The organism is Tropicibacter alexandrii (genome assembly GCF_003667315.2).
GTDB lineage: Bacteria > Pseudomonadota > Alphaproteobacteria > Rhodobacterales > Rhodobacteraceae > Tropicibacter > Tropicibacter alexandrii.
Genome location: NZ_RCTZ02000001.1, coordinates 482,389 through 505,153, shown reverse-complemented (window position 1 = coordinate 505,153; position 22,765 = coordinate 482,389). Strand labels below are relative to the sequence as shown.

24 protein-coding genes and 1 pseudogene are annotated in these 22,765 nt (G+C 65.5%); 12 read left to right on the top strand and 13 right to left on the bottom strand.

The annotated features are described in order from the left end of the window. Positions 1-6 precede the first annotated feature (6 nt). A complete protein-coding gene (locus tag D8Z78_RS02490) occupies positions 7-987 on the top strand; it encodes a LysR substrate-binding domain-containing protein (RefSeq protein ID WP_121633678.1) in 981 nt (326 codons plus the stop codon). Between the two features lie 34 nt (positions 988-1,021). On the opposite strand, the gene D8Z78_RS02485 is transcribed toward D8Z78_RS02490, so the two are convergent. The 3 genes from D8Z78_RS02485 to D8Z78_RS02475 all read right to left on the bottom strand — a co-directional run bounded on the left by D8Z78_RS02485 (position 1,022) and on the right by D8Z78_RS02475 (position 3,853). Continuing rightward, positions 1,022-1,777, bottom strand: coding sequence for an SDR family NAD(P)-dependent oxidoreductase (locus D8Z78_RS02485; protein WP_121633676.1), 756 nt, complete (start codon positions 1,775-1,777; stop codon positions 1,022-1,024). 103 nt (positions 1,778-1,880) lie between these two features. After that, the gene (locus D8Z78_RS02480) at positions 1,881-2,924 is read right to left on the bottom strand and encodes a transketolase family protein (protein ID WP_121633674.1); all 1,044 of its coding nucleotides are present in this window, start codon (positions 2,922-2,924) and stop codon (positions 1,881-1,883) included. 89 nt (positions 2,925-3,013) lie between these two features. Continuing rightward, positions 3,014-3,853, bottom strand: a complete 840-nt coding sequence (locus D8Z78_RS02475; RefSeq protein ID WP_121633672.1) for a transketolase — start codon at positions 3,851-3,853, stop codon at positions 3,014-3,016. 176 nt (positions 3,854-4,029) lie between these two features. Here D8Z78_RS02475 and D8Z78_RS02470 point away from each other — a divergent pair, with 176 nt between their 5' ends. From D8Z78_RS02470 to D8Z78_RS02455, 4 genes are read left to right on the top strand one after another with little or no spacing between them, the layout of a single operon-like run. After that, complete coding sequence (locus tag D8Z78_RS02470; protein ID WP_121633670.1) at positions 4,030-5,190, top strand: acyl-CoA dehydrogenase family protein; 1,161 nt, start codon at positions 4,030-4,032, stop codon at positions 5,188-5,190. 5 nt (positions 5,191-5,195) lie between these two features. Next, positions 5,196-7,214 (top strand): acetate--CoA ligase family protein, encoded by a 2,019-nt coding sequence (locus tag D8Z78_RS02465; protein WP_121633668.1) that lies wholly within the window; start codon positions 5,196-5,198, stop codon positions 7,212-7,214. After that, positions 7,205-8,119, top strand: coding sequence for a 3-dehydrocarnitine:acetyl-CoA trimethylamine transferase BcoG (gene bcoG / locus D8Z78_RS02460; RefSeq protein WP_121633666.1), 915 nt, complete (start codon positions 7,205-7,207; stop codon positions 8,117-8,119). Before D8Z78_RS02465 ends, bcoG begins: the two co-directional genes overlap by 10 nt. Beyond that, the gene (locus D8Z78_RS02455; protein WP_121633664.1) at positions 8,116-8,877 is read left to right on the top strand and encodes an SDR family oxidoreductase; all 762 of its coding nucleotides are present in this window, start codon (positions 8,116-8,118) and stop codon (positions 8,875-8,877) included. Before bcoG ends, D8Z78_RS02455 begins: the two co-directional genes overlap by 4 nt. A 6-nt stretch (positions 8,878-8,883) precedes the next feature. Here D8Z78_RS02455 and metF read toward each other — a convergent pair whose 3' ends face one another. Further along, positions 8,884-9,750 carry a methylenetetrahydrofolate reductase [NAD(P)H] gene (metF, locus tag D8Z78_RS02450; RefSeq protein WP_121633718.1) on the bottom strand — a complete coding sequence of 289 codons (867 nt, stop codon included), beginning with the start codon at positions 9,748-9,750 and terminating at the stop codon, positions 8,884-8,886. Between the two features lie 126 nt (positions 9,751-9,876). Here metF and D8Z78_RS02445 point away from each other — a divergent pair, with 126 nt between their 5' ends. After that, positions 9,877-10,782, top strand: coding sequence for a LysR family transcriptional regulator (locus D8Z78_RS02445; protein WP_121633662.1), 906 nt, complete (start codon positions 9,877-9,879; stop codon positions 10,780-10,782). Between the two features lie 2 nt (positions 10,783-10,784). On the opposite strand, the gene D8Z78_RS02440 is transcribed toward D8Z78_RS02445, so the two are convergent. From D8Z78_RS02440 to D8Z78_RS02430, 3 genes are all read right to left on the bottom strand, one after another. After that, on the bottom strand, positions 10,785-11,102 hold the full coding sequence (locus D8Z78_RS02440; RefSeq protein WP_128910589.1) for a hypothetical protein: 318 nt from the start codon (positions 11,100-11,102) through the stop codon (positions 10,785-10,787). 89 nt (positions 11,103-11,191) lie between these two features. After that, complete coding sequence (locus D8Z78_RS02435) at positions 11,192-11,536, bottom strand: hypothetical protein (protein ID WP_121633658.1); 345 nt, start codon at positions 11,534-11,536, stop codon at positions 11,192-11,194. A gap of 161 nt (positions 11,537-11,697) precedes the next feature. Further along, positions 11,698-11,904, bottom strand: coding sequence for a cold-shock protein (locus D8Z78_RS02430; protein WP_121633655.1), 207 nt, complete (start codon positions 11,902-11,904; stop codon positions 11,698-11,700). Between the two features lie 272 nt (positions 11,905-12,176). Between D8Z78_RS02430 and D8Z78_RS02425 the strand changes: the two genes are divergently transcribed. After that, positions 12,177-12,488, top strand: coding sequence for an arsenate reductase family protein (locus D8Z78_RS02425; RefSeq protein ID WP_121633653.1), 312 nt, complete (start codon positions 12,177-12,179; stop codon positions 12,486-12,488). A 29-nt stretch (positions 12,489-12,517) separates the two neighbouring features. On the opposite strand, the gene D8Z78_RS02420 is transcribed toward D8Z78_RS02425, so the two are convergent. The 5 genes and pseudogenes from D8Z78_RS02420 to thrS all read right to left on the bottom strand — a co-directional run bounded on the left by D8Z78_RS02420 (position 12,518) and on the right by thrS (position 17,377). Continuing rightward, a complete protein-coding gene (locus tag D8Z78_RS02420; RefSeq protein WP_121633650.1) occupies positions 12,518-13,099 on the bottom strand; it encodes a DoxX family protein in 582 nt (193 codons plus the stop codon). Then, positions 13,096-13,848: an HvfC/BufC family peptide modification chaperone gene (locus D8Z78_RS02415; RefSeq protein WP_121633648.1), complete on the bottom strand. Its 753-nt coding sequence runs from the start codon at positions 13,846-13,848 to the stop codon at positions 13,096-13,098. The genes D8Z78_RS02420 and D8Z78_RS02415 overlap by 4 nt, the downstream gene beginning before the upstream one ends. A 1-nt stretch (position 13,849) precedes the next feature. After that, positions 13,850-14,694: pseudogene (gene bufB, locus D8Z78_RS02410) on the bottom strand (MNIO family bufferin maturase). A 54-nt stretch (positions 14,695-14,748) separates the two neighbouring features. Then, positions 14,749-15,048 carry a BufA1 family periplasmic bufferin-type metallophore gene (locus D8Z78_RS02405; RefSeq protein ID WP_121632238.1) on the bottom strand — a complete coding sequence of 100 codons (300 nt, stop codon included), beginning with the start codon at positions 15,046-15,048 and terminating at the stop codon, positions 14,749-14,751. A gap of 379 nt (positions 15,049-15,427) precedes the next feature. Next, positions 15,428-17,377, bottom strand: a complete 1,950-nt coding sequence (gene thrS, locus D8Z78_RS02400; protein ID WP_121632237.1) for a threonine--tRNA ligase — start codon at positions 17,375-17,377, stop codon at positions 15,428-15,430. A gap of 265 nt (positions 17,378-17,642) precedes the next feature. Between thrS and D8Z78_RS02395 the strand changes: the two genes are divergently transcribed. Both D8Z78_RS02395 and D8Z78_RS02390 read left to right on the top strand, forming a co-directional pair. Then, the gene (locus D8Z78_RS02395; protein WP_121632235.1) at positions 17,643-18,881 is read left to right on the top strand and encodes an MFS transporter; all 1,239 of its coding nucleotides are present in this window, start codon (positions 17,643-17,645) and stop codon (positions 18,879-18,881) included. A 34-nt stretch (positions 18,882-18,915) separates the two neighbouring features. Beyond that, on the top strand, positions 18,916-19,587 hold the full coding sequence (locus D8Z78_RS02390; RefSeq protein ID WP_121632233.1) for a DNA-3-methyladenine glycosylase I: 672 nt from the start codon (positions 18,916-18,918) through the stop codon (positions 19,585-19,587). A 109-nt stretch (positions 19,588-19,696) separates the two neighbouring features. Here the strand turns inward: D8Z78_RS02390 and D8Z78_RS02385 are convergent, their stop codons facing one another. Next, positions 19,697-20,446, bottom strand: coding sequence for an ArsR/SmtB family transcription factor (locus D8Z78_RS02385; RefSeq protein WP_121632232.1), 750 nt, complete (start codon positions 20,444-20,446; stop codon positions 19,697-19,699). Between the two features lie 174 nt (positions 20,447-20,620). Between D8Z78_RS02385 and D8Z78_RS02380 the strand changes: the two genes are divergently transcribed. From D8Z78_RS02380 to D8Z78_RS02370, 3 genes are read left to right on the top strand one after another with little or no spacing between them, the layout of a single operon-like run. Beyond that, positions 20,621-21,355, top strand: a complete 735-nt coding sequence (locus tag D8Z78_RS02380) for an alpha/beta hydrolase (protein WP_121632248.1) — start codon at positions 20,621-20,623, stop codon at positions 21,353-21,355. After that, positions 21,352-22,317 (top strand): alpha/beta hydrolase, encoded by a 966-nt coding sequence (locus tag D8Z78_RS02375; RefSeq protein ID WP_121632230.1) that lies wholly within the window; start codon positions 21,352-21,354, stop codon positions 22,315-22,317. The genes D8Z78_RS02380 and D8Z78_RS02375 overlap by 4 nt, the downstream gene beginning before the upstream one ends. Before the next feature lie 5 nt (positions 22,318-22,322). Further along, positions 22,323-22,754, top strand: a complete 432-nt coding sequence (locus D8Z78_RS02370; RefSeq protein WP_121632246.1) for a VOC family protein — start codon at positions 22,323-22,325, stop codon at positions 22,752-22,754. The last annotated feature ends 11 nt before the right edge of the window (positions 22,755-22,765 follow it).

Here is a 22,765-nt window from a genome sequence, read left to right as displayed (position 1 = left end):
TGCCGCATGGCCCGTCCCCCCTCCCTGAACGCTCATCTCTATTTCGAATGTGTCGCCCGGCGCGGGTCGTTGAGCCGTGCCGCCGAGGAAATGGCGGTTTCCCCCTCCGCCGTCAGCCAGCAGGTGCGCCTGCTGGAAGAGCAACTGGGCGTCAAGCTGTTCCGGCGCAAGGGACGGGCCCTGTCGCTGACGCTGGAAGGCGAACAGCTGTTTCAGGCCTCGGCCACGGCGCTGCGCATGCTGCGCGACGCACAAGCGGTGCTGGGCCAGCGGCAGGAGATGCGTCGGCTGAACCTGCGGGTCTCGCCCAGCTTTGGTGTGCGCTGGCTTGGCCCGCGTCTCGCCGGTTTCGTTGCGGCGCATCCGGATTGGGACATTCGTGTGGACGCCGCGCCCGATCCGACGGATTTCGACCGCGAGATCATGGATATCGACATCCGGTATGGCACCGGGGCGTGGCAAGGCTACCATGCCGAGCCGATTCTGGAGGATGCGGTGCTGCCGCTGGTCGCGCCCGACCTGCTGGCGGGTCTGGTGCCGGGCACGGCGGCGGAGATCCTCAGCCAATGCCGTCTCATCGATTCGGCGCGGGCCTTGTGCCAATGGGATTTCTGGTTGTTGCGCAACGGATTGGACGTGCGCAGCAACCGCAAGAAGGTGCTGATGGACCGGTCGTCCATGGCGTTGCAACTGGCGTTGGACGGGGCGGGGGTGGTGCTGGAAAGCCTTGCTCTGGCCGCTCCCGAGGTGGCATCGGGGCGATTGGTGCCACTGGTGCCCGACGTGGCGGTGGTGCGCTTCCCGGCCTATTGGGCACTGTGCCCGGCGCGGCATCTCAACCGGCGCGTGGTGCGCGGGTTTCTGGCGTGGTTGCGGGCCGAGGCCGCGGCACATGAAAGCGAAGTTTCGGCGATCCTTGCGCAGCATGGCTTGCACGTGGATCGCCTGGACCCGCAACAGGATTTGCTGCGCGGCGAGATGGAGTAGGATGGGTGATCACCCATCCTACTTTGTGTCTGGCTCAGTGAATCAGCGAGCCGCCATTCACATCGACTTCGGAGCCGGTGACATAGGCGGCAAGGTCCGAGGCAAGGAACAGGCAGCAGCCCGCCACGTCCGACGCCTCGCCCGCGCGGCCCATCGGGATGCCTTCGAGGATACCGGCCATCATGTCATCGGTCAGCATGCCGCCGGTGATGTCGGTGGCGATGAAGCCCGGGCAGACGGCGTTGGCGCGAATGCCCTGAGGCGCGCATTCGCGGGCGGTGGCCTTGGTCAGGCCGAGGATGCCGGCCTTGGCCGCCGAATAATGCGGCCCGCCGAAGATGCCGCCACCGCGCTGCGCGGAGACCGACGAGATGTTGACGATGGCACCGGACTGCCGTTCGCGCATATGCGGCAGCAGGGCCTGCGTCATGTAAAGCGTGCCGCGCAGGTTGACGTCGAGCACCGCGTCGTAGTTTTCCGGCTGGATGTCGGCCAGTTTCAGCGGCTGGGTGATGCCCGCATTGTTCACGAGGATGTCCAGTTGGGGGAAATTGCCCAGAACGACTTCGACGGCGTCGATGCAGGCCTGTTTGTCGGTGACATTGCAGGCAAGGCCCATATGGCCAGAGCCGGGCAGGTCATTGGCCGCCGCGACCGCGGCATCGGCATCGAGGTCGAGGATCGCGACGCGCGCGCCATGTTCGGCAAAGAGCTTGGCCGTGGCTTTGCCAAGCCCGCGGAGGCTGGCGGCGCCGGTGATGATCGCGGTCTTGTTTTCGAGAAGTTTCATGGGGTTGGTCCTTGTGTATGGCGGGGTGGGGGCGCTGCCCCCGTCTCCTTGCAGTCGACGCCCCCGGGGTATTTTCGCCAAGAAGAAACGCGAGGGCGGGTGTTTACAGCCAGGCTTTGACCTGCGTTGTGATGGCGGGCACGGAGAGGCCGTATTGGTGGTGCAATGTGGGCAGGGCGCCCGCGTCGAGGAATTCATCCGGAAGCGCGACGGAGCGGAAGTTGGGGGTGATCTGGTTGCGCAGCAGGTCGGCGGCGACGGCCTCGCCCAAGCCGCCCTGGATGGTGTGGTTTTCGATCGTCACGACAAGGCGGCCTGTCTTGGCGGCCTCGGCCCGGAGGGTGTCGACGTCGAGCGGTTTGATCGTGGGGACGTGCAGCACGGCGGCGTCGATCTTGTCGGCCTTCAGCGCCTTGGCGGCGTCGAGCGCGCGCATGGTCATGAAGCCCGTGGAGATGAAGAGAACGTCATTCCCGCCGTGGATCATCTGGGCCTTGCCGAGTTTGAATTTGTAGCCGTATTCGCCCAGCACGTCCGGCACCTGACCGCGCAGCAGGCGCATATAGACCGGGCCGGGATGGTCGGCGATGGCGCGGGTGGCCTGATCGATCTCGGTCGCACAGCACGGGTCGATGATGGTCAGGTTGGGCATGCCGCGAAAGATCGCGAGGTCTTCGGTCGCTTGGTGGCTGGGGCCGTAGCCGGTGGTCAGGCCGGGCAGGGCGCAGCAGATCTTGACGGGGAGGTTTTCCTCGGCAATCGCCATGAAGATGAAGTCATAGGCCCGCCGGCTGGCAAACACCGCATAGGTTGTGGCGAAGGGGGTGAAGCCCTCGCGCGCGAGGCCTGCGGCGGCGGAGATCAGCACCTGTTCGGCCATGCCCATCTGGTAGAAGCGGTCGGGATAGGCGTTCGCGAAGACGTGCAGGTCGGTGTATTTCGCCAGATCGGCGGAGAGGCCGACGATATCGTCGCGGGTTTTTGCCATGTCGATCAGGGCGTTGCCGAAGGGGGCGCTGACGGTGTTGCGCCCTTCGGCATCGAGCGAGGCGATCATGGCGGAGGTGGCGAGTTTCTGGTCCGGGACCGTGCGAGGGGCGTATTTGGATTTGCGGCGGCTGTTGGGGCCGGGGGCGAGATCGGTCATGGTCTGTGCCTTTTGTCTGGCGGGGAGGGGGCGCTGCCCCCGCGCCTTTGGCGCTCCCCCGAGGTATTTGGGGACCAGAGAAGATGTGGTCAGGCGGGCATATGCGCGTCGAGAAAAGCGATGGCATTGGCCCATTCGTCGGGGTCGACGCGGACGAAGTGGTTGGAGTCGCGCTCTTCGAGGAAGGGGACCCCTTTGCACATCCGCGTGTTGCAGATGATGACGCGGGGTTGGTCGGTGTCGAGGTTGCGCGCCGTGTCGAAGGCCGCGACCAGCGCATCCAGATCGTTACCGTCGATCTCTTGGGCGTGCCAGCCGAAGGCTTGCCATTTCGGCGCTTCGGGCGTGGTGGCGAGGGCTTGGGTGCTGGGGCCGTCGGCTTGCTGGTCGTTGAAATCGACGATGCAGATCAGGTTCGACAGCTTGTGTTGGGCGGCGGACATGACCGCCTCCCATGTCGAGCCTTCGCCCAGCTCGCCATCGGACATCAGGTTATAGACGAAGCGGTCCGAACCCTTGCGTTTAAGGCCCATCGCGGCCCCCACGGCGATGCCCAAACCGTGGCCGAGGCTGCCGCCGGTGATCTCCATCCCCGGCGTGTAGGCGGCCATGCCGGACATCGGCATGCGCGAGTCGTCCATGCCGTAGGTCTTGATCTCATCCTCCGGGAGGATGCCGGCCTCGATCAGCGCCGCGTAGAGCGCGATCGCATAGTGGCCGATGGAGAGGTAAAACCGGTCGCGGCCTTCCCATTCGGGGTCTTCGGCGCGGTAGGTCAGGGCGTGGAAATAGCTGGTGGCCAGCACGTCGGCGACGCCCAAAGCCTGACCGATATAGCCTTGCCCCTGCACCTCGCCCATGCGCAGCGCATGGCGGCGGATCGACCAAGCGCGGCGCGCGAGGCTGGTATTCGAAAGGGCTGTCGTCATGGGCGGTCTCCTTTTGGCGGGTTGTCACCCGGGCGGGTCTGCGCTTCAATGAAGTTATTCTAAAGGATGGCTTAAGGTGGGCGCAGGGTGTCGCGATTGGACTTACCCTTTGCCGGTTCTGGACTGTTTCGCGCGGCGCAGTTGCGGCTAGGCTGGGCCAAAACCGGAGGTGCCTGATGCATTTTGGCCTGAGCGACGAACAGGAGATGATCGTTTCGACCGTGCGGCGGTTCGTCGAGACGGAGATTTATCCGCATGAGGCCGAGGTGGAGCGCACCGGCGAGGTCCCCGACGGGCTTGGCGACGCGCTGAAGCGCAAGGTCATCGAGATGGGGTTTTACGCCTGCAACTTCCCCGAAGAGGTGGGCGGCGCGGGGCTGAGCCATTTGGATTTCACGCTGGTCGAGCGGGAATTGGGGCGCGGGTCGATGGCCTTGACGCATTTCTTTGGCCGACCGCAGAACATCCTGATGGCGTGTGAGGGCGCGCAGCGTGACCGCTACCTGCTGCCCGCCGTGCGGGGCGAGCGGATGGATGCGCTGGCCATGACCGAGCCTGACGCAGGGTCGGATGTGCGAGGGATGAAGTGCAGCGCCGTGCGGGACGGCGGGGACTGGGTGGTCAACGGGACCAAGCACTTCATCTCTGGCGCGGATCACGCGGATTTCTTTATCGTTTTCGTGGCGACGGGGGTGGATGAGACACCCAAGGGGCCGAAGAAGCGGATCACCTGTTTTCTGGTGGATCGCGGACATCCGGGCTTTGTCGTGCGCGACGGATACCGGTCGGTCAGCCATCGTGGCTACAAGAACTGCATTCTGGAATTTACCGATTGTCGCATGCCCGACGCCCAGGTCTTGGGCGAGGTCGATGGTGGCTTTGCCGTGATGAATGACTGGCTTTATGCGACCCGTTTGACCGTGGCGGCGTTCAGCGTGGGCCGGGCGCGGCGGTGTTTTGACATGGCGGTGGACTATGCCGCGCAGCGCAAACAGTTCGGGCAGGAGATCGCGAAGTTTCAGGGCGTTAGCTTTCAGGTCGCCGACATGATCACGGAAATCGACGCGGCGGATTTGCTGACGCTGTCGGCGGCGTGGCGGTTGGATCAGGGCTTGCCCGCGAACCGCGAGATTGCCTCGGCCAAGGTCCACGCGACCGAGATGCTGGCGCGTGTGACGGATACGAGCTTGCAGATCTTCGGCGGCATGGGGTTGATGGACGACTTCCCCATCGAACGGTTCTGGCGGGATGCGCGGGTGGAACGGATCTGGGACGGCACGAGCGAAATCCAGCGCCACATCATCAGCCGCGAGATCTTTCGCCCGTTGGGGGCGTGAGCGCGATGAAGCGGCTGTTGGCGCCGCGCTCCGTGGCGGTGATCGGTGGCGGCGGCTGGTGCGCGAATGTCTTGCGGGAACTGGACAGGATCGGCTTCGATGGCCCGATCTGGCACGTGCACCCCACGCGCGCCGGGGCCTTTGCCTCGGTCGATGATCTGCCGGAAGCGCCGGATGCGGCCTTCGTGGGCGTCAACCGGGCGGCGACGGTCGAGGTGATCGGCGCGCTGGCGCGGCGCGGTGCGGGCGGCGCGGTCTGCTTTGCCTCGGGCTTTCGCGAGGCGGCGTCGGAACTGGCCGATGGCGGCGATTTGCAGGCGGCCCTAATTGCGGCGGCGGGCGAGATGCCGGTGCTGGGGCCGAACTGTTATGGCTTCGTCAATGCGCTGGACCGGGTCGCGCTGTGGCCCGACCAGCATGGCTGCGTGGCGGTGGACAGCGGCGTGGCGATCCTGACGCAAAGCTCGAACATCGCGCTGAACCTGACGATGCAGCGCCGGGGCCTGCCGATTGCCTATCTGGGAACCGTGGGAAATCAGGCGGTTGTGGACCTGTCGCGGTTCGGGATGGCCTTGCTGGACGATCCGCGCGTCACGGCTTTGGGCCTGCATATCGAAGGCATCGCCGACCTGCGCGGGTTCGAGGCGCTGGCGGCGCGTGCCTTTGCCCTTGGCAAGCGCATCGTTGCGGTAAAGGCGGGCGCCAGCGAACAGGCGCAGGTCGCGGCGGTGTCGCATACGGCGTCGCTGGCGGGCAGCGATGCGGGCGCGCGGGCCTTTTTGCGGCGCTGCGGCGTGGCGCAGGTATCATCGCTGGAGGCACTGCTGGAGGCGCTCAAGATCCTGCATTGCACGGGGCCCTTGGCCAATGCGCGCCTTGGGTCGATGTCCTGTTCGGGCGGCGAGGCGAGCCTGATGGCGGACAGCGCCTTGGGGCGCGGCGTGGTTTTCCCGCCCTTGAACGACGTGCAGAAAGCCGCGTTGCGCGCGGCGCTGGGGCCGAAGGTGGCGCTGAGCAACCCCTTGGATTATCACACCTATATCTGGGGGGATGAGGCGGCGGTCAAAGAGACCTTCAGCGCGATGATGACCGGGTCGGGCTATGGGTTGGGCCTTGTGGTGCTGGACTTCCCGCGCGCGGATCGGTGCTCGGACGCGGATTGGGCGCATGTGGTGACGGCGACGGGCGCTGCGGCGCGGGCCTCGGGCGTGCCGATGGCGGTGCTGTCCTCGCTGGTCGACACCATGCCGGAGACTTGGGCGGCGCGGATCATGGCCGAGGGGTTGGTGCCGCTATGCGGGATCACCGCCGCCTTGGAGGCGGTCGAGGTCTGTTCGTGGCTCGGGGCGGTGGAGCCGGGTGAGCCTGTGCTGCTGCCTGGCACCGGAGGCGACGGTTTGTGGCCCGAGGCGGAGGCCAAGACAGCCCTCGCCGAACACGGGCTTGCGGTGCCTGTCGGCATGCGCTGCGCCACCCCGGAAGAGGCCGAAAGGGCGGCAAGGGGGCTGGGGCGCGTGGTGCTGAAGGGCGAGGGCTTTGCCCACAAGTCCGAGGCTGGCGCGATCCGGCTGGGTCTGACGCCGGATGAGGTTCTGGACGCGGCGCAGGCGATGAACGCGCCGGGCTATCTGGTCGAGGAACAGATCACCGGCACCGTGGCCGAACTGCTGATCGGCGTGCTGCGGGACCCGGCGCATGGCTTCGTGCTGACCTTGGGCGCGGGCGGCGTGCTGACCGAACTTTGGGCCGACACGGTGTCGGCCTTGCTGCCGGTTTCGGCGCAGGAGGTCGGCGCTATGCTCGACGGGTTGCGCATCGGCGCGGTTCTGGCAGGGTATCGCGGCGCGCCGGGCGCGGACCGCGCGGCGATCATCGACGCCGTTCTGGCGGTGCAGGAATTTGTCGTGGCCCATGCCGCGACCGTGGAAGAAGTGGAGATCAACCCCTTGCTGTGCCTTGAAGACAGGGCCGTGGCGGTGGATGCGTTGATCCGGGGACAACAGGGAGAACAAGCATGCCTTTGACGATGAACCGGGAGGTCTTCATCACCTGCGCGGTGACGGGATCGGGCGGCACGCAAGACCGCAGCCCGCATGTGCCGCGCTCGCCGCAGCAGATCGCCGACAGCGCGATCGCGGCGGCCAAGGCGGGCGCGGCCATCGTGCATTGTCACGTCCGCGACCCCGAAACCGGCGCGCCCTCGCGCAGGCTGGACCTGTATCGCGAGGTGACGGACCGCATCCGCGATGCGGATGTGGATGTGGTCCTGAACCTGACGGCGGGGATGGGGGGCGATATCGTCTTTGGCCCGACCTCGCAGCCGCTGCCGGTGCAGGCTGGCACCGACATGATCGGCGCCGAGGAGCGCGTCGCCCATGTGCTCGACTGCCGCCCCGAGATCTGCACGCTGGATTGCGGCACGATGAACTTTGCCGAGGCGGATTACGTCATGACCAACACGCCCGGCATGTTGCGGGCGATGGGCCGGATGATGACGGATGCGGGCGTGAAGCCCGAGATCGAGGCCTTTGACACCGGCCACCTGTGGTTCGCCAAGGAACTGGTGAAGGAGGGCGTGTTGGACGGCCCCGCATTGGTGCAACTGTGCATGGGGGTGCCTTGGGGCGCGCCGGACGATCTGAACACCTTCATGGCGATGGTCAACAACGTGCCGGACGACTGGACCTTCAGCGCCTTTGCGCTGGGGCGCAACCAGATGGCCTATGTCGCTGCGGCCGTGCTGGCGGGCGGCAATGTCCGCGTCGGGCTGGAGGACAACCTGTGGCTCGACAAGGGCGTTCTGGCCACCAATGCGCAGTTGGTCGAGCGCGCGGTGGGCATTGTCGAGGGCATGGGCGCCAAGGTGATCGGCCCGGCGGAGGTGCGCGAAAAGCTTGGCCTGACCAAACGCGCGCCCGTCGGCGCATGAGCCGCCGCGTCGTCATCACCGCCGGGGCCAGCGGCATCGGGCGCGCCATGGCAGAGCGCTTCCTGTCCGAGGGCGCGCGCGTTGCCATCTGCGATGTCGATGCGCAGGCGGTGGCGGACTTCGCCGCCGCCCATCCCGGCACCTTGGCCCAAGTGGCGGATGTCACGTCCGAATCGGCGATGGAGGGCTTTCTGGGGCAGGTCGAGGCCGCTTGGGGCGGGGCTGACGTGGTCTGTGCCAATGCGGGCACGGGCGGCCCGGCGGGCGCGGTCGAAACGCTCGACTACGACGCGTGGCAGGCCTGCATCGCGGTCAACCTGCACGGGGCCTTTCTGACCTGCCGCTGGGCGGCGCGGGTGATGAAACCGCAGGGATCGGGGGTGATCGTCCTGACCTCGTCCAATGCGGGACTGTTCGGCTACCCGCTGCGCGCGCCCTATGCGTCGGCGAAATGGGCCGTCATCGGGTTGACCAAGACATTGGCGATGGAACTGGGTCCGCATGGCATCCGCGTCAACGCGATCTGCCCCGGCGCGGTCGAGGGGCCGCGCATGGACCGGGTCGTCGCCAGCGTGGCGCAGGCCAGCGGCCAGACCGAAAAGGCGGTGCGCGCCTCCTATGTGGACGGCGTGTCCCTGCGATCCTGGGTCACGGCAGAGGATGTCGCCGCGACGGTGGCGTTTCTCGCCTCCGACGCGGGGGCGCGGATTTCAGGTCAGGCGCTCGCCATCGACGGGCATACCGAGCGCATGACCTGAGCCGCGTCAGGCGACGTTTTCCAGCTTGACCTCGGGGGTGACCCCCAGCGCGAAACACACGTCGCGGGTCAGTTCCGGGCGGTTCAGCGTGTAGAAGTGCAGCTTGTCCACGCCGCCCTCGATCAGGTCGGTGCACAGCTCGGTGCAGATCGCCGTGGCCAGCAGGTCGGAACGGTTGTCACGCTCGGCCTTTTCGAACGCCTCGGCCACCCACTCGGGGATGAAGGTGCCACAGCCTTCGGCAAAGCGGCGCGCGCCCTTCCAGTTCTCGATCGGCAGGATGCCGGGGGTGATGTACTGGTCGATGCCCGCCTTCGCCGCCGCGTCGCGGAACCGGAAGAAGGTCTCGGCCTCGAAGAAGAACTGGGTCAGCGCCTCGGTGGCGCCAGCGTCGATCTTGCGCTTGAGCCAGTCGATATCCGCTTGCGCGGTGGCCGCTTCGGGGTGCTTGTCGGGATAGGCGCCGACGCGGATGGTGAACTGCCCGGTCTCGGCCAGCGCCTCGATCAGTTCGACGGAATTGGCAAAGCCGTCGGGGTGGGGCTGGAAGCCGTTCGAGCCCTTGGGCGGGTCGCCGCGCAGGGCGACGATGTCGGTGACGCCCACGGCGGCGAAATCCTGCGCGATCTTCAGCGTCTCGTCGCGGGTGGCGTCGACGCAGGTCAGGTGGGCGGCGGTGCGCAGGCCGGAATGCTTGTGCAGGGTGCCGACCACGTCGCGGGTCAGGTCCCGGGTCGTGCCACCCGCGCCATAGGTCACGGAGACAAAGCGCGGCTTGAGCGGGGCGAGAACCTGCGTGGTGTCCCACAGGCGAAACGTGCCCTCGATATTCTTGGGCGGAAAGAACTCAAAGGAAATCTCGGGGCGTTTCATGATCATCTCTTTCGTGCTCGGGGTCGCTTTGCGACACATCCGGTGTGTTTTCCGTCTTGAACCCTATGTGGCACATGCAGCATGGTGAGACAAACTCATAAATCTCATCACTAACATGAGGTGCGTATGCATATCGAATTCCGCCACCTGCGGACCATCAAGGCGATCCACGATCATGGCGGCGTGGCCAAGGCGGCGGATGTGCTGAACATCACGCAAAGTGCGCTCAGCCATCAGATCAAGGGGTTGGAGGATCAGGCCGGGGTTGAACTTTTCATAAGGCGGTCGAAACCGATGCGCCTGTCGGCGGCCGGAACGCGGCTGCTGCGGCTGGCCGAGCAGATCCTGCCGCAGGTCGAGGCGGTGCAGGCGGAATTCATGGGGCTGCGCGACGGGTCGTCGGGCCGCCTGCATATCGCCATCGAATGCCATGCCTGTTTCGAATGGCTGTTCCCGGTGCTCGAAGGCTTTCGCAAGAGCTTTCCGGATGTGGATGTGGACATCCGCCCGGGTCTGGCCTTCGACGCGCTGCCCGCCTTGATGAAGGAAGAGGTGGATGTGGTCGTGTCCTCGGACCCCGAGGACTTGGCCGGCGTGACCTTTACCCCGCTGTTTGATTATGCGCCGGTATTCGTGGCCTCAGCCCAGCATCCGCTTGCACAGAAAGCCTTTATCGAGGCGCAGGATTTCCGGGGCGAGACCTTGATCACCTATCCCGTGGACCGGGCGCGGCTGGATATCTTCAGCCAGTTGCTGACGCCCGCCAAGGTCGAACCGGCGGCGATCCGGCAGGTGGAGCTGACGGCGGTGATCCTGCTGTTGGTGGCCTCTAATCGCGGTGTGTCGGTGCTGCCGGACTGGGTGGTGCGCGAGGTCAAATACAGCTCGGATTACGTGACACGGCCCTTGACCGAGCAGGGGCTGACGCGCCGCCTTTATGCGGCGACGCGGACCGAGGATCTGGACAAGCCCTACATGCAGCGGCTGATCGCGCTTGCGGGGCAAGAGGCGAAACGCCTGCAAGAGGCCTGAGGTCAGAGCCCGACCGCGCAGCTTTGGCGGGCCTGCCCCAGCGCCAATTCCCAGCGATCCGCATAGGTCAGCCATGGCAGCGGGTCGCGCGGCGCGTTCAGCACCAGCCCGGCGCGATAGGCGAAACAGGTGCAATCGACGCCGGACAGGTGGTCGCGGCAATAGGCGGCCTCATCCATCCGCGCGGTCAGCACGCGCGCGTCCAGCGGTGGCGGTGGTGGCACGCTGACTTGCGTCAAGGGTGGCACCGTCTGCACGGCCATCAGCAAAAGCGCCGAAGCGACAAGCACACCGGCCGAGGCGATATGTTCCGGTTTCATGATGTCCCCCAACATCGAAAAGCCCGGCCATGGTGACACAAAAGGCGCCCGAAAGCGCCTCACAAGTACTTACAATTCGTGGCAAATGCCTAGCGACGGCAGGCCGCTCCGGCTTGCGCGACGGCGAGTTCCCACTTGTCTGCATAGGCAAGCCCGCGAATGCGCGGCGCGTCGGCCCGCAAGATCGCCGAGGCTTGGTAGGAGAAACATCCGCAATCCACGCCCTGCATCGTCTCTTGGCAAAAGGCGCGCTCATCGACCCGGTGGATGGTGGCGCGGTCGGAGACGTGGCGATAATCGACCGGCTCGCCGGTCAAGGGCGGCAACAATTGTGCCCCGCCGACGATGACCGCGGTGGCCACGATGGCCCCGACCGCGGCATAGACCTTGAACGGGATCGCCGGTGCGGCTTCGAAATTTGCGACTCTACTCATGGCGTTGCCCCTGTTGCAGCGCCCCCACGGATCAATCTAGGCAGTTTGACCCCGAATGCGAAGCCGGAAGTCCCTGCAATCTTAACTGTTGCTTCAGACCTTTGAACGAGGCGTAAAAAACGGGCCGCACAGGCGGCCCGGCTGAAATGCCGAAAATCGGGTCAGAGGGTCTTGAGATCGGATGCCATCTGGCGTCCGTCGCGGCCCTCTCGCAATTCGTAGCTGACCTTCTGGTTGTCGGCGAGGCCCGTCAACCCCGAGCGTTCGACAGCCGAGATGTGAACGAACACATCCTTGCCGCCTTCTTCCGGGGCGATGAACCCGTAGCCTTTGGTGGTGTTGAACCATTTCACGGTGCCGTTCGGCATAATCCCCGTGCTCCTTTCCAAGTCCTTTGTTCTGGCCTCAATGTCGGGTGAGGCCACCCCGTCACCGCCGCCTTTCGGGATCGCGCCGGGCAAGGCACACCCGGCTGCGACCGATCATCGAGGGTCACGACAAAAGCGTTCTGGCGCGTCTTGCGAAAATCAAGAAAAACCGCATCGTGTTACAGGTCCGGTTCATTTATGTGAAAATGGTTAACGGCGCATGCCCGGAGAGCGGGCGTTGGGCGCTGCCATGAAGGGGAATTGGGGAACAGATGATCGTTTATGGTCTGAAGACATGTGACACCTGCCGCAAGGCGTTGAAGGCCCTGCCGGACGCGGAATTGCGTGACGTGCGCAGCGATGGCGTGCCTGAGACGGTCCTGCGCGAGGCGTATGACCGCTTCGGGGCGGCGCTGGTGAACACGCGGTCGACCACGTGGCAGACGCTGGGCGAGGCCGAGCGGGCGTCCGCACCGCTGGACCTGCTGGCGGCGCATCCGACCTTGATGAAGCGGCCCCTGATTGCGCGCGGTGACGAGATGTGGCTGGGCTGGGGCAAGGATGTTCAGGCAGCTCTGACCTGAGGGCGGCGGGGCACGGCCCCGCCCGCCGTTCAAGCGGTATGCGGCAGCGGCTGGTACCGCCGTTTGACCAGCGCGTCGAGCGACAGCGACCCGGCCCCCTTGAGGATCAGGGTCGTGAACACCAGCATCCAGAACAGCCGCTGATCGAGGATCGGCGCATCGGGGATGCGGTCGAACCATGCGCCAAGCGTCTCGACATGGGCGATGCCGCCATGGCCGTACAGGTCGGTCAGGCTTTGGACGATGACGAAACCGACCATGCCGAGGGCCGACACCCGCGTGGCAAGGCCCAGCACGATCAGCAGCGGCAGGATGAACTCGGCCCATGTCCCGGCCATCACCACCGCCCAGTGAAAGAGGCCCAGCTGGCTGGCATCGTAGTTCAGCGCCTCCATCTGGCGTGGAAAGATCTGCGCATAGGCGTTGAGCGAAGGCTGGAACAGGCCAAGGAGGCCGTCGCCAAGCTTGGTCTTGGCAGAGGCCCAGAAATAGCCCAGCAGCGTCGCCGCAAAGGCAAAGCGCGCCAGCAGCGGCAGGATCTCGTCGCCCGCGCGGTCCAGCAGGCGGGTGGCTGCGGTCCATGAGGGGGCAAGGCTTTGGGGCAGGGTCATTGGTGGGGTCCTTTCGGGTGGCCCAAGGCGCCGCTGGTCACCAGCAGCGACAGGGTGGCGGGCAGGTCAAGCTCGTCCGGGGCGGCGTCCACGGCCGCTGCCAGCGGCTGGCCTCGGAGCAGCGCGCGGATCATCTTCGCCGCTCCGGCGGGCAGCAGGTGCGGCACCGGGTCGAAATCGGGTCGTGCGATCAGCACGTCTTGCGCGTGGGCCGGGGGTTTGGGCGCGCCCGGCTCCAGCGCGAAGCGGTGGATCGCGTGGATCGGCCAAGGCGAGGACACCACGCGGGTGGCCGGTGCGATGGGCAGATGCAGGGTGGCGAGGCGCGCTTCGGTCAGGTCCGCAAGGCTGGCCGGATCGAACGGAGCGGCGTCGGCGGCATGATAGCTTTCGCGCAAAGCCAGTTCCAAGCGCGCCACGTCAGGCAGGTAGCCCAGATGGTGCAGCTGTGGCACCGTTTCCAGAAACTCCGGGAAGCCTGCGCCATAGCGGAACATCATCGGCGTGTCGGGCAGGCATTGGCGCGAGAACATCTGGGCCGTGGTGGCGAAGTTCTGCGCGCCGATCAGCGAGCGGATCGCGGGAAAACCCGCCTCCAGCGCCTCGCGCAGCGAGACGGCGACATTGTTGCGATAAACCGCATAGCGTCGGCCGGCGGGACGGCCTGCGCCATCGGTCAAGCCCTCTGGCGTCGGTCTGGACGGGTCCAGCAGGGCGATGCGGAAGGCGTCTTCGGTCGCGGTGGTCATGTCAGGCTCCGACGCAGAGGGCTTGAGCGGCGCGCAAGGCTTCGGCGCGCAGCACTGGCCAGTCGGGCACATCGGTGTCCCATTCGATCAGGATCGGGCGCGGGCCCGATTGCGCCAGCGTGTGATCGAGCAAAGCCCAGACCGGATCGGCGACTTCGCGCCCGTGGCTGTCGATCAAAAGCGGCGCGCCGTGATCGTCGGTGTCATCGTCATGCCCGCCAAGGTGGATTTCGCCCACGGCGTCGAGGGGGAAGCGGTCGATATAGTCTTGGGGCGAAAAGCCCAGATTGGTGGCGGAGACGAAGATGTTGTTGACGTCGAGCAGCAGGCCGCAGCCGGTGCGGCGGGCGATCTCGCGCAGGAAGTCGGGCTCCGCCCAGGTGCTTTCGGCGAAGGCGAGATAGGAGGAGGGGTTTTCCAGCAGCATCCGGCGGTTCAGCGTCGACTGGACCTGATCGATGTGATCGCAGATGCGGGTCAGGGTGGTCTTGGTGTAGGGCAGGGGCAGCAGGTCGTTGAGAAAGCCCGTGTCATGGGTGGACCAGGCGAGGTGCTCGGAAAAGCTGGCGGGGTTCAACCAGCCGATGAGACGGGCGAGGCGCGCAAGGTGATCGAGGTCGAGCGGGCGGGGGCCCCGATCGATAGGCCGACACCATGCACAGAGATTGGGAACTGCGTGGCGAGGTTGCGCAGCTGTGCCAGCGGGCGTCCGCCGTCGCCCATGTAGTTCTCGGCGTGGATTTCCAGCCATTGGACGGGGGCGGCCTCGGCCATGATCTGGCTGTAGTGCTGCGGCTTGTAGCCGACACCCGGGGCGGCGGGCAGGCTATGGGATTGGTCGAACATGTTGGCCTCCGGCAGGGGGTAGGATGGGTGATCACCCATCCTACTTTGCAGTCGTCACGACATCGGCAGGTCGCGGTCGAGTTCTTCGAGCGAGCCCATGCGCGGGGTGCCGTCGGCCATCGCGGGCAGCTCGATCTCGGCGCAGGTGCCGGCATCGACCAGCGTCCATGCGTTGCCTTGGTAGTCGACGGTCGAGGTGCCGGCGCAGGTGGTGCCGGGGCCCGCCGCACAACCGTTTTCACCGGCCAGCGACACGCCGAAGCACTTTTCCTGATCCATGGCATGGGCGCCACCGGCGGCAAAGCTGGCGGCAAAGGCACCGAGGATGGCGGCTGTCTTGAGGGATTTCGACATGGGATGTCCTTTCGTCTTGCGAGGGTTGAATGCTTGCCGCCGGATGTCTCGACCAGCGGTGATCCAAACTTGTCGGCGTCGGCGAAAAGCCGCCACTCACGGGGACGTGCATCACGGTGCTGTCAGGGATCGCCAGTGGTTGGTGAGCGGAAAATCCCGTGATTTTCGGCATCTTGAGGCGCTCTGAAACATTCTGCCGTGCGGCATCGCGGGCGAATTTACGAAAATGTTTCAGGCTTGAACCATTGAAACCGGGCCAAAGTCGCCGGGCTCACGCGCCTTGTCAGGTCTGTAACAGCCCGGACATGAAAAAGGGCGGCCCCGAGGCCGCCCTGTCGCGTCCCATGTAGGATGGGTTCAAACCCATCCTACCAGAGTCTCATTTCAAGTCCGGAGGTGTCGCGGCACCCTTCAACTCTGCCACGATATCGTCCAGCGTTGCCATCGAGGTCTGCTTTTCGCCCAGACGCCTTACCGAGACGGTCCGCTCCTCGACCTCGCGGTGACCCACGGCAAGGATGACCGGCACCTTGCCAAGGCTGTGCTCGCGCACCTTGTAGTTGATCTTTTCGTTGCGCACGTCGGCCTCGGCGCGCACACCCGCCTTGACCAGCGCATCGACGACCTCGGCCACGTATGCATCCGCGTCCGAGGTGATCGACGCGACGACCACCTGACGCGGGGCCAGCCAGAAGGGCAGCTTGCCCGCGTGTTCCTCGATCAAGATGCCGATGAAGCGCTCAAAAGACCCAAGGCAGGCGCGGTGCAGCATCACCGGGCGATGCTTGGCCCCGTCCTGCCCGATATAGGTGGCGTCCAGCCGTTCCGGCAGCACGAAATCCACCTGGAAGGTGCCGCATTGCCAGACCCGGCCAATCGCGTCGGTCAGCGAGAATTCCAGCTTGGGGCCGTAAAACGCGCCCTCGCCGGGGTTCATCTTGGGCTCGATCCCGGCGGCGCGGGTCGCGGCCAGAAGCGCCCCCTCGGCCTTGTCCCAGACCTCGTCGCTGCCAGCCCGCATGTCGGGGCGGTCCGAGAACAGGATGTCGAACTTGGCAAAGCCCAGATCGCGGTAGATTTCGGACAGGAAGTCGATGAACTTCTGACACTCGGATGCAATCTGTTCCTCCGTCGCAAAGATATGCGCGTCGTCTTGCGTGAAGCCACGTACCCGCATGATGCCATGCAGCGCGCCCGAGGGCTCATACCGCGCGCAAGACCCGAACTCGGCCATGCGCAGTGGAAGATCGCGGTAGGATTTCAGCCCGACCTTGAAGATTTCCACGTGGCAGGGGCAGTTCATCGGCTTGAGCGCGTTCACGGCCTTTTCGCGGGCATGCTCCTCGTCCACTTCGACGATGAACATGTTCTCCTGATACTTCTCCCAGTGGCCGGATTTTTCCCACAGCTTGCGGTCCACGACTTGCGGGGTGTTCACCTCGACATAGCCGCCCTTTTGCTGCTGGCGGCGCATGTAGTCCTGCAGCGTGGTGTAGATTTTCCAGCCATTGGGGTGCCAGAAGATCTGGCCCGGCGCTTCCTCCTGCATGTGGAAGAGGTCCATCTCCCGGCCCAGCTTGCGGTGGTCGCGCTTGGCGGCCTCTTCCAGCATGTTGAGGTATTTGCGCAGGTCTTCCTTGTTCTTGAAGGCGACGCCGTAGATGCGCTGCAACATGGCGTTGTCGGAATTGCCGCGCCAATAGGCGCCGGCCACGCTCATCAGCTTGAACGCGTCACCGGGGACCTGCCCGGTATGTTGCAGATGCGGGCCACGGCACAGGTCCTGCCAGTCGCCATGCCAATACATGCGGATCGGCTGGCCATCGTCGGGAATGGCGTTGACCAGTTCGACCTTGTAGTGCTCGCCATTGGCCTCGTAATGCGCGATGGCATCGGCGCGCGACCAGACTTCGGTCCGGACGGGGTCACGCTTGTTGATGATCTCGCGCATCTTCTTCTCGATGGCGCCAAGGTCCTCGGGCGTGAACGGCTCTGCCCGGTCGAAATCGTAGTACCAGCCGTTGTCGATGACGGGGCCGATGGTGACCTTCACATCCGGCCAAAGCTCCTGCACGGCGCGGGCCATGATATGGGCGCAGTCATGGCGGATCAGCTCTAGCGCGGGCGCGTCATCGGCCATGGTGTTGATGGCGATTTCGGCATCCGCCTCGATGGGCCATTGAAGATCGTAATGCGCGCCGTTGACCAACGCGGAAATGGCTTTCTTGCCAAGGGATTTCGAAATCCCTTCGGCCACGGCGGCCGGGGTCACGCCCTTGTCGAAGTCGCGTTTCGAGCCGTCAGGAAATGTCAGGGAAACTTGGGCCATGGGCCGTGCTCCTCGTCGGTTTGGCGCCTACCAAGCGCCCGGTTGCGGGTATGTGGTACGGCGGTCTTCTAGGCAGCGCCGCGCGGCGCTGTCAAGCGCGGGCGGCAAGGCGCTTCGAAGCGCCTTGGAAACGCGTCTTCGAAGACGCGTGGCAATCGCCTTGCAAGGCGATTGGTTCAAGGCCGTTCGAACGGCCTTGCGCGCGCCCCACTGGGAGCCTGCGCCAATCGCACTAGGTTCGATCAACGCAGAACAGGAGAGACGTATGACAGACGACACGACCCGCATCTTCGCGCAACTCGCCGGGGCCGAGGATGTCGACCGGCGCGAAGCCCATAACGGGCTGCGCCACATGGTCAGCCTGTCGATGACCAAGATCGCCGATGGCCTGATCGACCCGAAGCTGGTTCTCAGCTGGCTGGGCGGCGCGCTGGGCGTGCCGGCGGCGATCACCGGGGCCTTCGTGCCGATCCGGGAGGCGGGCGCGTTGCTGCCGCAGATCCTGATGGCCGGGCGCCTGCGCGCGATGGCGCAGCGGAAGTGGTTCTGGGTCGCTGGCAGCGTCGTGCAGGGGATAATGGCGGCGCTCATCGTGCTTGCGGCCCTGACGCTGAGCGGCATGGCCGCGGGTCTCGCCATGGCGGCGGCGCTTGTGGTGTTTTCCATCGGGCGCGCGGCCTGCTCGGTGTCCTATAAGGACATCCAAGGCAAGACCGTGGCCAAGACGCGCCGTGGCGCGGTGACAGGGGTTGCTGGGTCTGCCTCGTCGCTGGCGGTGCTGGTCTTTGCGGGGTTGCTGATCTTTGGCATCGGGCAGGACGTGGGGCCAGTGGTGATTGCCATCGCCTTGGCAGCTGCGCTTTGGCTGGGGGCCGCGGCGGTGTTCTCGACGTTGGACGAGCCCGAAAGCGCGGATCGGGACGCACCCGCCTTCGACCTGTCTCCGCTGAAACGCGATCCGCAGTTCCGCCGCTTCATCGCGACGCGGGGCGCATTGACGGTCACCGCGCTGGCCCCACCGTATTTCGTTCTGCTGACGCCGGGGGAGTCCGCGCTTCAGGGGCTGGGCGCGCTGGTGCTGGCCTCGTCGGCGGCGTCATTCGTCAGTTCCTATGTCTGGGGGCGGTTCGCGGACCGGTCCTCGCGCTGGGTGCTGGTTCTGTCGGGCGTGGTCGCCGCGGTGTTCATGGGGCTGGCGGTGGGCGCATCGGTGACGGGGCTGCAAGCGGCCTGGGTGATCCCGGCGCTGCTCTTCGGCCTGATGATCGCTTATCATGGCGTGCGACAGGGCCGGTCGACTTACCTCGTCGACATGGCCCCCGAAGACGCGCGATCGAGCTACGCGGCACTGGCCAACACCCTGATCGGCACGCTGCTTCTTTTGACCGGCGCCGTGGGCGGCGCGCTCGCCGTCATCGGGCCCGTTGCGGCGCTGACCGGCTTTGCCGTCCTGGCGATCCTTGGGGCGGGTCTGGCACTGGGGCTTGACGAGGTCGAGCGCTAGGCCTTGACTGCCTCGCGGGACAAGGAGAGGCATGATGCGCACATACGACGAGATCCTCGACATCGCGGCGGCACGCAAGGGCGGGCGGATCGCGGTGCTGGATGACGTGCCGACGGTGCTCGACGCCGATGAACTTGCCGCCATTCCCGACGACCGCTGGTTGGCGCAGATGGCGCGGGGCATCTTTCAGGCGGGCATTTCGTGGACCGTCGTCGAGACCAAGTGGCCCGGCATCGAAGATGCCTTTCACCGGTTCGATATCGGGCGTTGCGCCTTCATGGCCGAGGACTGGTTCGAGGCGTTGATGTCCGATCCGCGCATCATCCGAAGCGCGCCGAAGGTGCGCGCCGTTCAGGAAAACGCGACCCTGATCCAGCGGGTGTCGGCCGAGCATGGCAGCTTTGGCCGCTGGGTCGGGGACTGGCCGTCACGGGAATTCGCGACGCTGCTGGAGGTCCTCAAGAAGGACGGGTCCCGGCTGGGCGGCAATACCGGCGCTTATGCCTTGCGGATGATGGGGCGGGATTCGTACCTGATGTCCGGATCGGTCGTCGCCCGGCTGACAGCCGAGGGCATCGTGGACAAGGCGCCTTCTTCGAAGAAGGCGTGGGGCGCTGTCCAAGAGGCCTTCAACACGTGGATGGAACAGAGCGGGCAGGGCTTGACGGTGGTTTCGCGGGTCCTTGCCCAAAGCGCCGACGGCTGAACCCGCGCGCCCAAATTCCTTGAAAGGAATTTACAATTTTCTTCGAAGAAAATTGCACCCGCGTTTGGTGGCGCAGCTGCCAAGGTGGACGCGGGTGCATGTGGCGCGGTCAGGCCGCCGTCATCGGAAACCGTGCGGTCCTGCCCGTTTCCAGCCAGCTCTTGAGCGAGGCGAGGAACCGCGTCCAGCCATCGTTGACATTGCCGTCATTGGGTCCAAGCTCGTAATGCTCGACGGTCAGCTTCATGCCCTTGGGCTGCGGCTCCAGCAGGTAGATGCAGCGCGAGATGTGGGCGTTCTCCTCCCAGCCGGGCGCAAAGCTCATTTCGATGCGGGACTTGGGGTCGATGGAGATCAGCGTGTTCGACAACATGACGCCGTCGCTGCCGGGGAACATCATGTCGATGCTGTCGCCGGGCGTTTCATGTACGCCGGTGATGCGGTCGCAGGCAAAGTGATACTGCGCCATCAGGTCGCCCTTGGTCAGGGCGTCCCACAGGGCGTCATGGCTGCAGTCGATATAGGTCGAGAGAACGAGATCGGGTTTCATGTGCTGTTGCTCCAAGGTCTGTTTCAATCGGGACAGGGCCTGCGCCTGAGGGCCTAGGAAGGGATGGAGCCAGCGGTCCATCACCTCCTGCAGGGGCAGGGGGTTGAGGTAGTGATACTTGAACCGGCCCACCTTCTTCGTGGTGACCAGATGGGCGTCCTCGAGGACCTTGAGATGCTTCATCACCCCGAACCGGGTCATATCCAGCTGCTCTTCCAGTTCGGTGAGTGTCTGCCCGTCCTTGGCACGCAAGCTATCCAGAAGCGCGCGGCGGGCAGGGTCGTTGAGGGCTTTGAAGATGACGTCCATGGAAAATCTTATACGTGATTTTTTAGTCACGTGACAATAGGGTAACGTAATGGCCATCGAAGGGGGCTCCGCCCCCGCGCCTTCGGCGCTCCCCCGAGGTATTTGGGGACCAAAGAAGCCCTTGGCGGGGGCGTGTGGATCGGTATGGTCGGGGCACGGAACTGGGAGGATGTCTTGGCAAAGGTTGCTTTTCTCGACGGGCCGCGCGGGCGGCTGGCATATGCGTTCACCCCCGGCGACGGGCCGTGCATCGTGTTCCTGTCGGGCTATCGCTCGGATATGGAGGGCACCAAGGCGGTCCATCTGGAGCCTTGGGCCGAGGCGCGGGGACGGGCCTTCTTGCGGTTGGACTATTCCGGTCACGGCCAGTCGGGCGGCGTGTTCGAGGAGGGCTGCATCGGCGATTGGGCGGCTGATGCCGAATTGGTGATCCGTCATGTCTGGCAGGGCCCGGTCGTTCTGGTGGGGTCCAGCATGGGCGGCTGGATTGCCAGCATCCTTTCGCAGCGGCTGGACGTGGCGGGCTTTGTCGGCATCGCTGCCGCGCCTGATTTCACCGAGGACGGGTTCTGGGCCGGCTTCACCGAGGACCAGCGGCGCCGGGTCATGGAGGAGGGGGGCGTTGCGCTGCCCTCGGCCTATGAGGACCCGTATATCGTGACGCGCAAGCTGATCGAGGACGGGCGCGAGAACCTTGTTCTGCGCGCGCCCCTGCCGATGGGCTGGCCGGTGCGGCTGTTGCAGGGCACCGAGGACGAGGCCGTGTCGCGCGAGACCGCGCTGGCCTTGCTGGATCACATCGACGGCGCGGATGTGCGGTTGACGCTGGTCAAGGGGGGCGACCATCGATTTTCCGATCCGGCCTGTCTGAAACTGATCGAAACCGCCATCTCGGAGGTGCTGGCATGACGGGATGGCTTTGGGCTCTGGCCGGGCTCGTGGTGGCGGGCGGCGCGGCCTATGCCTTTGGCCCGCGAGAGCCTGTGGTGACCGATATCCGCTTTGATGCCAACCAGTTGGACGATGGTGTCGCTGCCTGGTTCGCCAGACAGGAAGCGCGGTTCGACAATGTCGGTCCGAACGAGGAAAAGCGCGTGATCTGGGCCGGTGCGCCCGAGACGCGCGCGCCTTGGGCGGTGGTCTATATCCACGGCTTTTCCGCCAGTTCCGAGGAATTGCGCCCCTTGCCCGACATCGTCGCCGAAGGTCTGGGCGCGAATATCGTCTTTACCCGTCTGACGGGCCATGGCCGCGACGGCCCCGCCATGGCGGAGGCCACGGCAGAGGCGTGGATGACCGACATGGCCGAGGCGCTGGCGGTGGGCCATCGCATCGGTGAGCGGGTGCTAGTCATGAGCTGTTCCACGGGCGGCACGCTGACGGCGCTGGCGCTGAGCGAAGAGATGGGGCAGCGGGTGGACGGGGCGGTGTTTGTCTCGCCGAACTTCAAGGTGCGGGCGATGAACACCAAGGTGATGACCTTGCCCTTTGCACGCCAATGGTTGCGCTACGTGGCTGGGCCGGAACGGTCGTGGCAGCCGGTGTCGGAGGATCACGCGCGCTACTGGACCTCGCGCTATCCAATCGAGGCGGTCCTGCCCATGGGCGCGGTGGTCGAGGCGGCGCTGAAGCTGGATTACGGCGCGATGAAGACGCCCGCGCTGTTCGTCTTCGACCCGGAGGATGCGACCGTGGATCACCGACGCACCCGCGTCGTGGCAGAGCAATGGGGCGCGGCCTCGGAGATTCACGAGGTCCAGACCGGCCCGGACGATGATCCCAGCCATCACGTGATCGCCGGGCGGATCGTCTCGCCGGGCATGACCGACCCCATGGCGGCAAGGGTCCTCGACTGGGCGAAGCAGCTATGAGCACGATGGAGCAGAGGGTCAGCCTGATCACGCTGGGCTGCCGCGATGTCGCGGCGGCGAGCGCGTTTTACGGTGCGCTGGGCTGGACCCGCGTCGAGACACCCGAGGGGATCGTCGTCTTCGATCTGGTCGGGCAGGCGCTGGGGCTTTACCCGCTGGACGATCTGGCGCGTGACATGGGGGTGCCGGTGGACCGTCTCGGGACGGGGGCGGCGACCTACGCCCATAATGTGCGCGACAAGGCCGATGTTGCGGCCCTGCTGGACCGCGCCCGCGCCGCTGGCGGAACGGTTCTGCGCGAGGCGCATGACGTGTTCTGGGGCGGGCATATCGGCTATTTCGCAGATCCCGAGGGCCATGTCTGGGAGATCGCGCATAACCCGTTCTCGCGGCTCGGGCCGAATGGCGAGTTTCGCTGGGAGGGGTACGGGGCGTGACGGCGTCATGA

What these genes read in the sequence shown, in the direction of transcription:
- D8Z78_RS02490 (WP_121633678.1), top strand. Translation starts at nt 7, where the DNA reads ATGGCCCGTCCCCCCTCCCTGAACGCTCATCTCTATTTCGAATGTGTC.
- D8Z78_RS02485 (WP_121633676.1), bottom strand. Translation starts at nt 1,777, where the DNA reads ATGAAACTTCTCGAAAACAAGACCGCGATCATCACCGGCGCCGCCAGC.
- D8Z78_RS02480 (WP_121633674.1), bottom strand. Translation starts at nt 2,924, where the DNA reads ATGACCGATCTCGCCCCCGGCCCCAACAGCCGCCGCAAATCCAAATAC.
- D8Z78_RS02475 (WP_121633672.1), bottom strand. Translation starts at nt 3,853, where the DNA reads ATGACGACAGCCCTTTCGAATACCAGCCTCGCGCGCCGCGCTTGGTCG.
- D8Z78_RS02470 (WP_121633670.1), top strand. Translation starts at nt 4,030, where the DNA reads ATGCATTTTGGCCTGAGCGACGAACAGGAGATGATCGTTTCGACCGTG.
- D8Z78_RS02465 (WP_121633668.1), top strand. Translation starts at nt 5,196, where the DNA reads ATGAAGCGGCTGTTGGCGCCGCGCTCCGTGGCGGTGATCGGTGGCGGC.
- bcoG (WP_121633666.1), top strand. Translation starts at nt 7,205, where the DNA reads ATGCCTTTGACGATGAACCGGGAGGTCTTCATCACCTGCGCGGTGACG.
- D8Z78_RS02455 (WP_121633664.1), top strand. Translation starts at nt 8,116, where the DNA reads ATGAGCCGCCGCGTCGTCATCACCGCCGGGGCCAGCGGCATCGGGCGC.
- metF (WP_121633718.1), bottom strand. Translation starts at nt 9,750, where the DNA reads ATGAAACGCCCCGAGATTTCCTTTGAGTTCTTTCCGCCCAAGAATATC.
- D8Z78_RS02445 (WP_121633662.1), top strand. Translation starts at nt 9,877, where the DNA reads ATGCATATCGAATTCCGCCACCTGCGGACCATCAAGGCGATCCACGAT.
- D8Z78_RS02440 (WP_128910589.1), bottom strand. Translation starts at nt 11,102, where the DNA reads ATGAAACCGGAACATATCGCCTCGGCCGGTGTGCTTGTCGCTTCGGCG.
- D8Z78_RS02435 (WP_121633658.1), bottom strand. Translation starts at nt 11,536, where the DNA reads ATGAGTAGAGTCGCAAATTTCGAAGCCGCACCGGCGATCCCGTTCAAG.
- D8Z78_RS02430 (WP_121633655.1), bottom strand. Translation starts at nt 11,904, where the DNA reads ATGCCGAACGGCACCGTGAAATGGTTCAACACCACCAAAGGCTACGGG.
- D8Z78_RS02425 (WP_121633653.1), top strand. Translation starts at nt 12,177, where the DNA reads ATGATCGTTTATGGTCTGAAGACATGTGACACCTGCCGCAAGGCGTTG.
- D8Z78_RS02420 (WP_121633650.1), bottom strand. Translation starts at nt 13,099, where the DNA reads ATGACCCTGCCCCAAAGCCTTGCCCCCTCATGGACCGCAGCCACCCGC.
- D8Z78_RS02415 (WP_121633648.1), bottom strand. Translation starts at nt 13,848, where the DNA reads ATGACCACCGCGACCGAAGACGCCTTCCGCATCGCCCTGCTGGACCCG.
- D8Z78_RS02405 (WP_121632238.1), bottom strand. Translation starts at nt 15,048, where the DNA reads ATGTCGAAATCCCTCAAGACAGCCGCCATCCTCGGTGCCTTTGCCGCC.
- thrS (WP_121632237.1), bottom strand. Translation starts at nt 17,377, where the DNA reads ATGGCCCAAGTTTCCCTGACATTTCCTGACGGCTCGAAACGCGACTTC.
- D8Z78_RS02395 (WP_121632235.1), top strand. Translation starts at nt 17,643, where the DNA reads ATGACAGACGACACGACCCGCATCTTCGCGCAACTCGCCGGGGCCGAG.
- D8Z78_RS02390 (WP_121632233.1), top strand. Translation starts at nt 18,916, where the DNA reads ATGCGCACATACGACGAGATCCTCGACATCGCGGCGGCACGCAAGGGC.
- D8Z78_RS02385 (WP_121632232.1), bottom strand. Translation starts at nt 20,446, where the DNA reads ATGGACGTCATCTTCAAAGCCCTCAACGACCCTGCCCGCCGCGCGCTT.
- D8Z78_RS02375 (WP_121632230.1), top strand. Translation starts at nt 21,352, where the DNA reads ATGACGGGATGGCTTTGGGCTCTGGCCGGGCTCGTGGTGGCGGGCGGC.
- D8Z78_RS02370 (WP_121632246.1), top strand. Translation starts at nt 22,323, where the DNA reads ATGGAGCAGAGGGTCAGCCTGATCACGCTGGGCTGCCGCGATGTCGCG.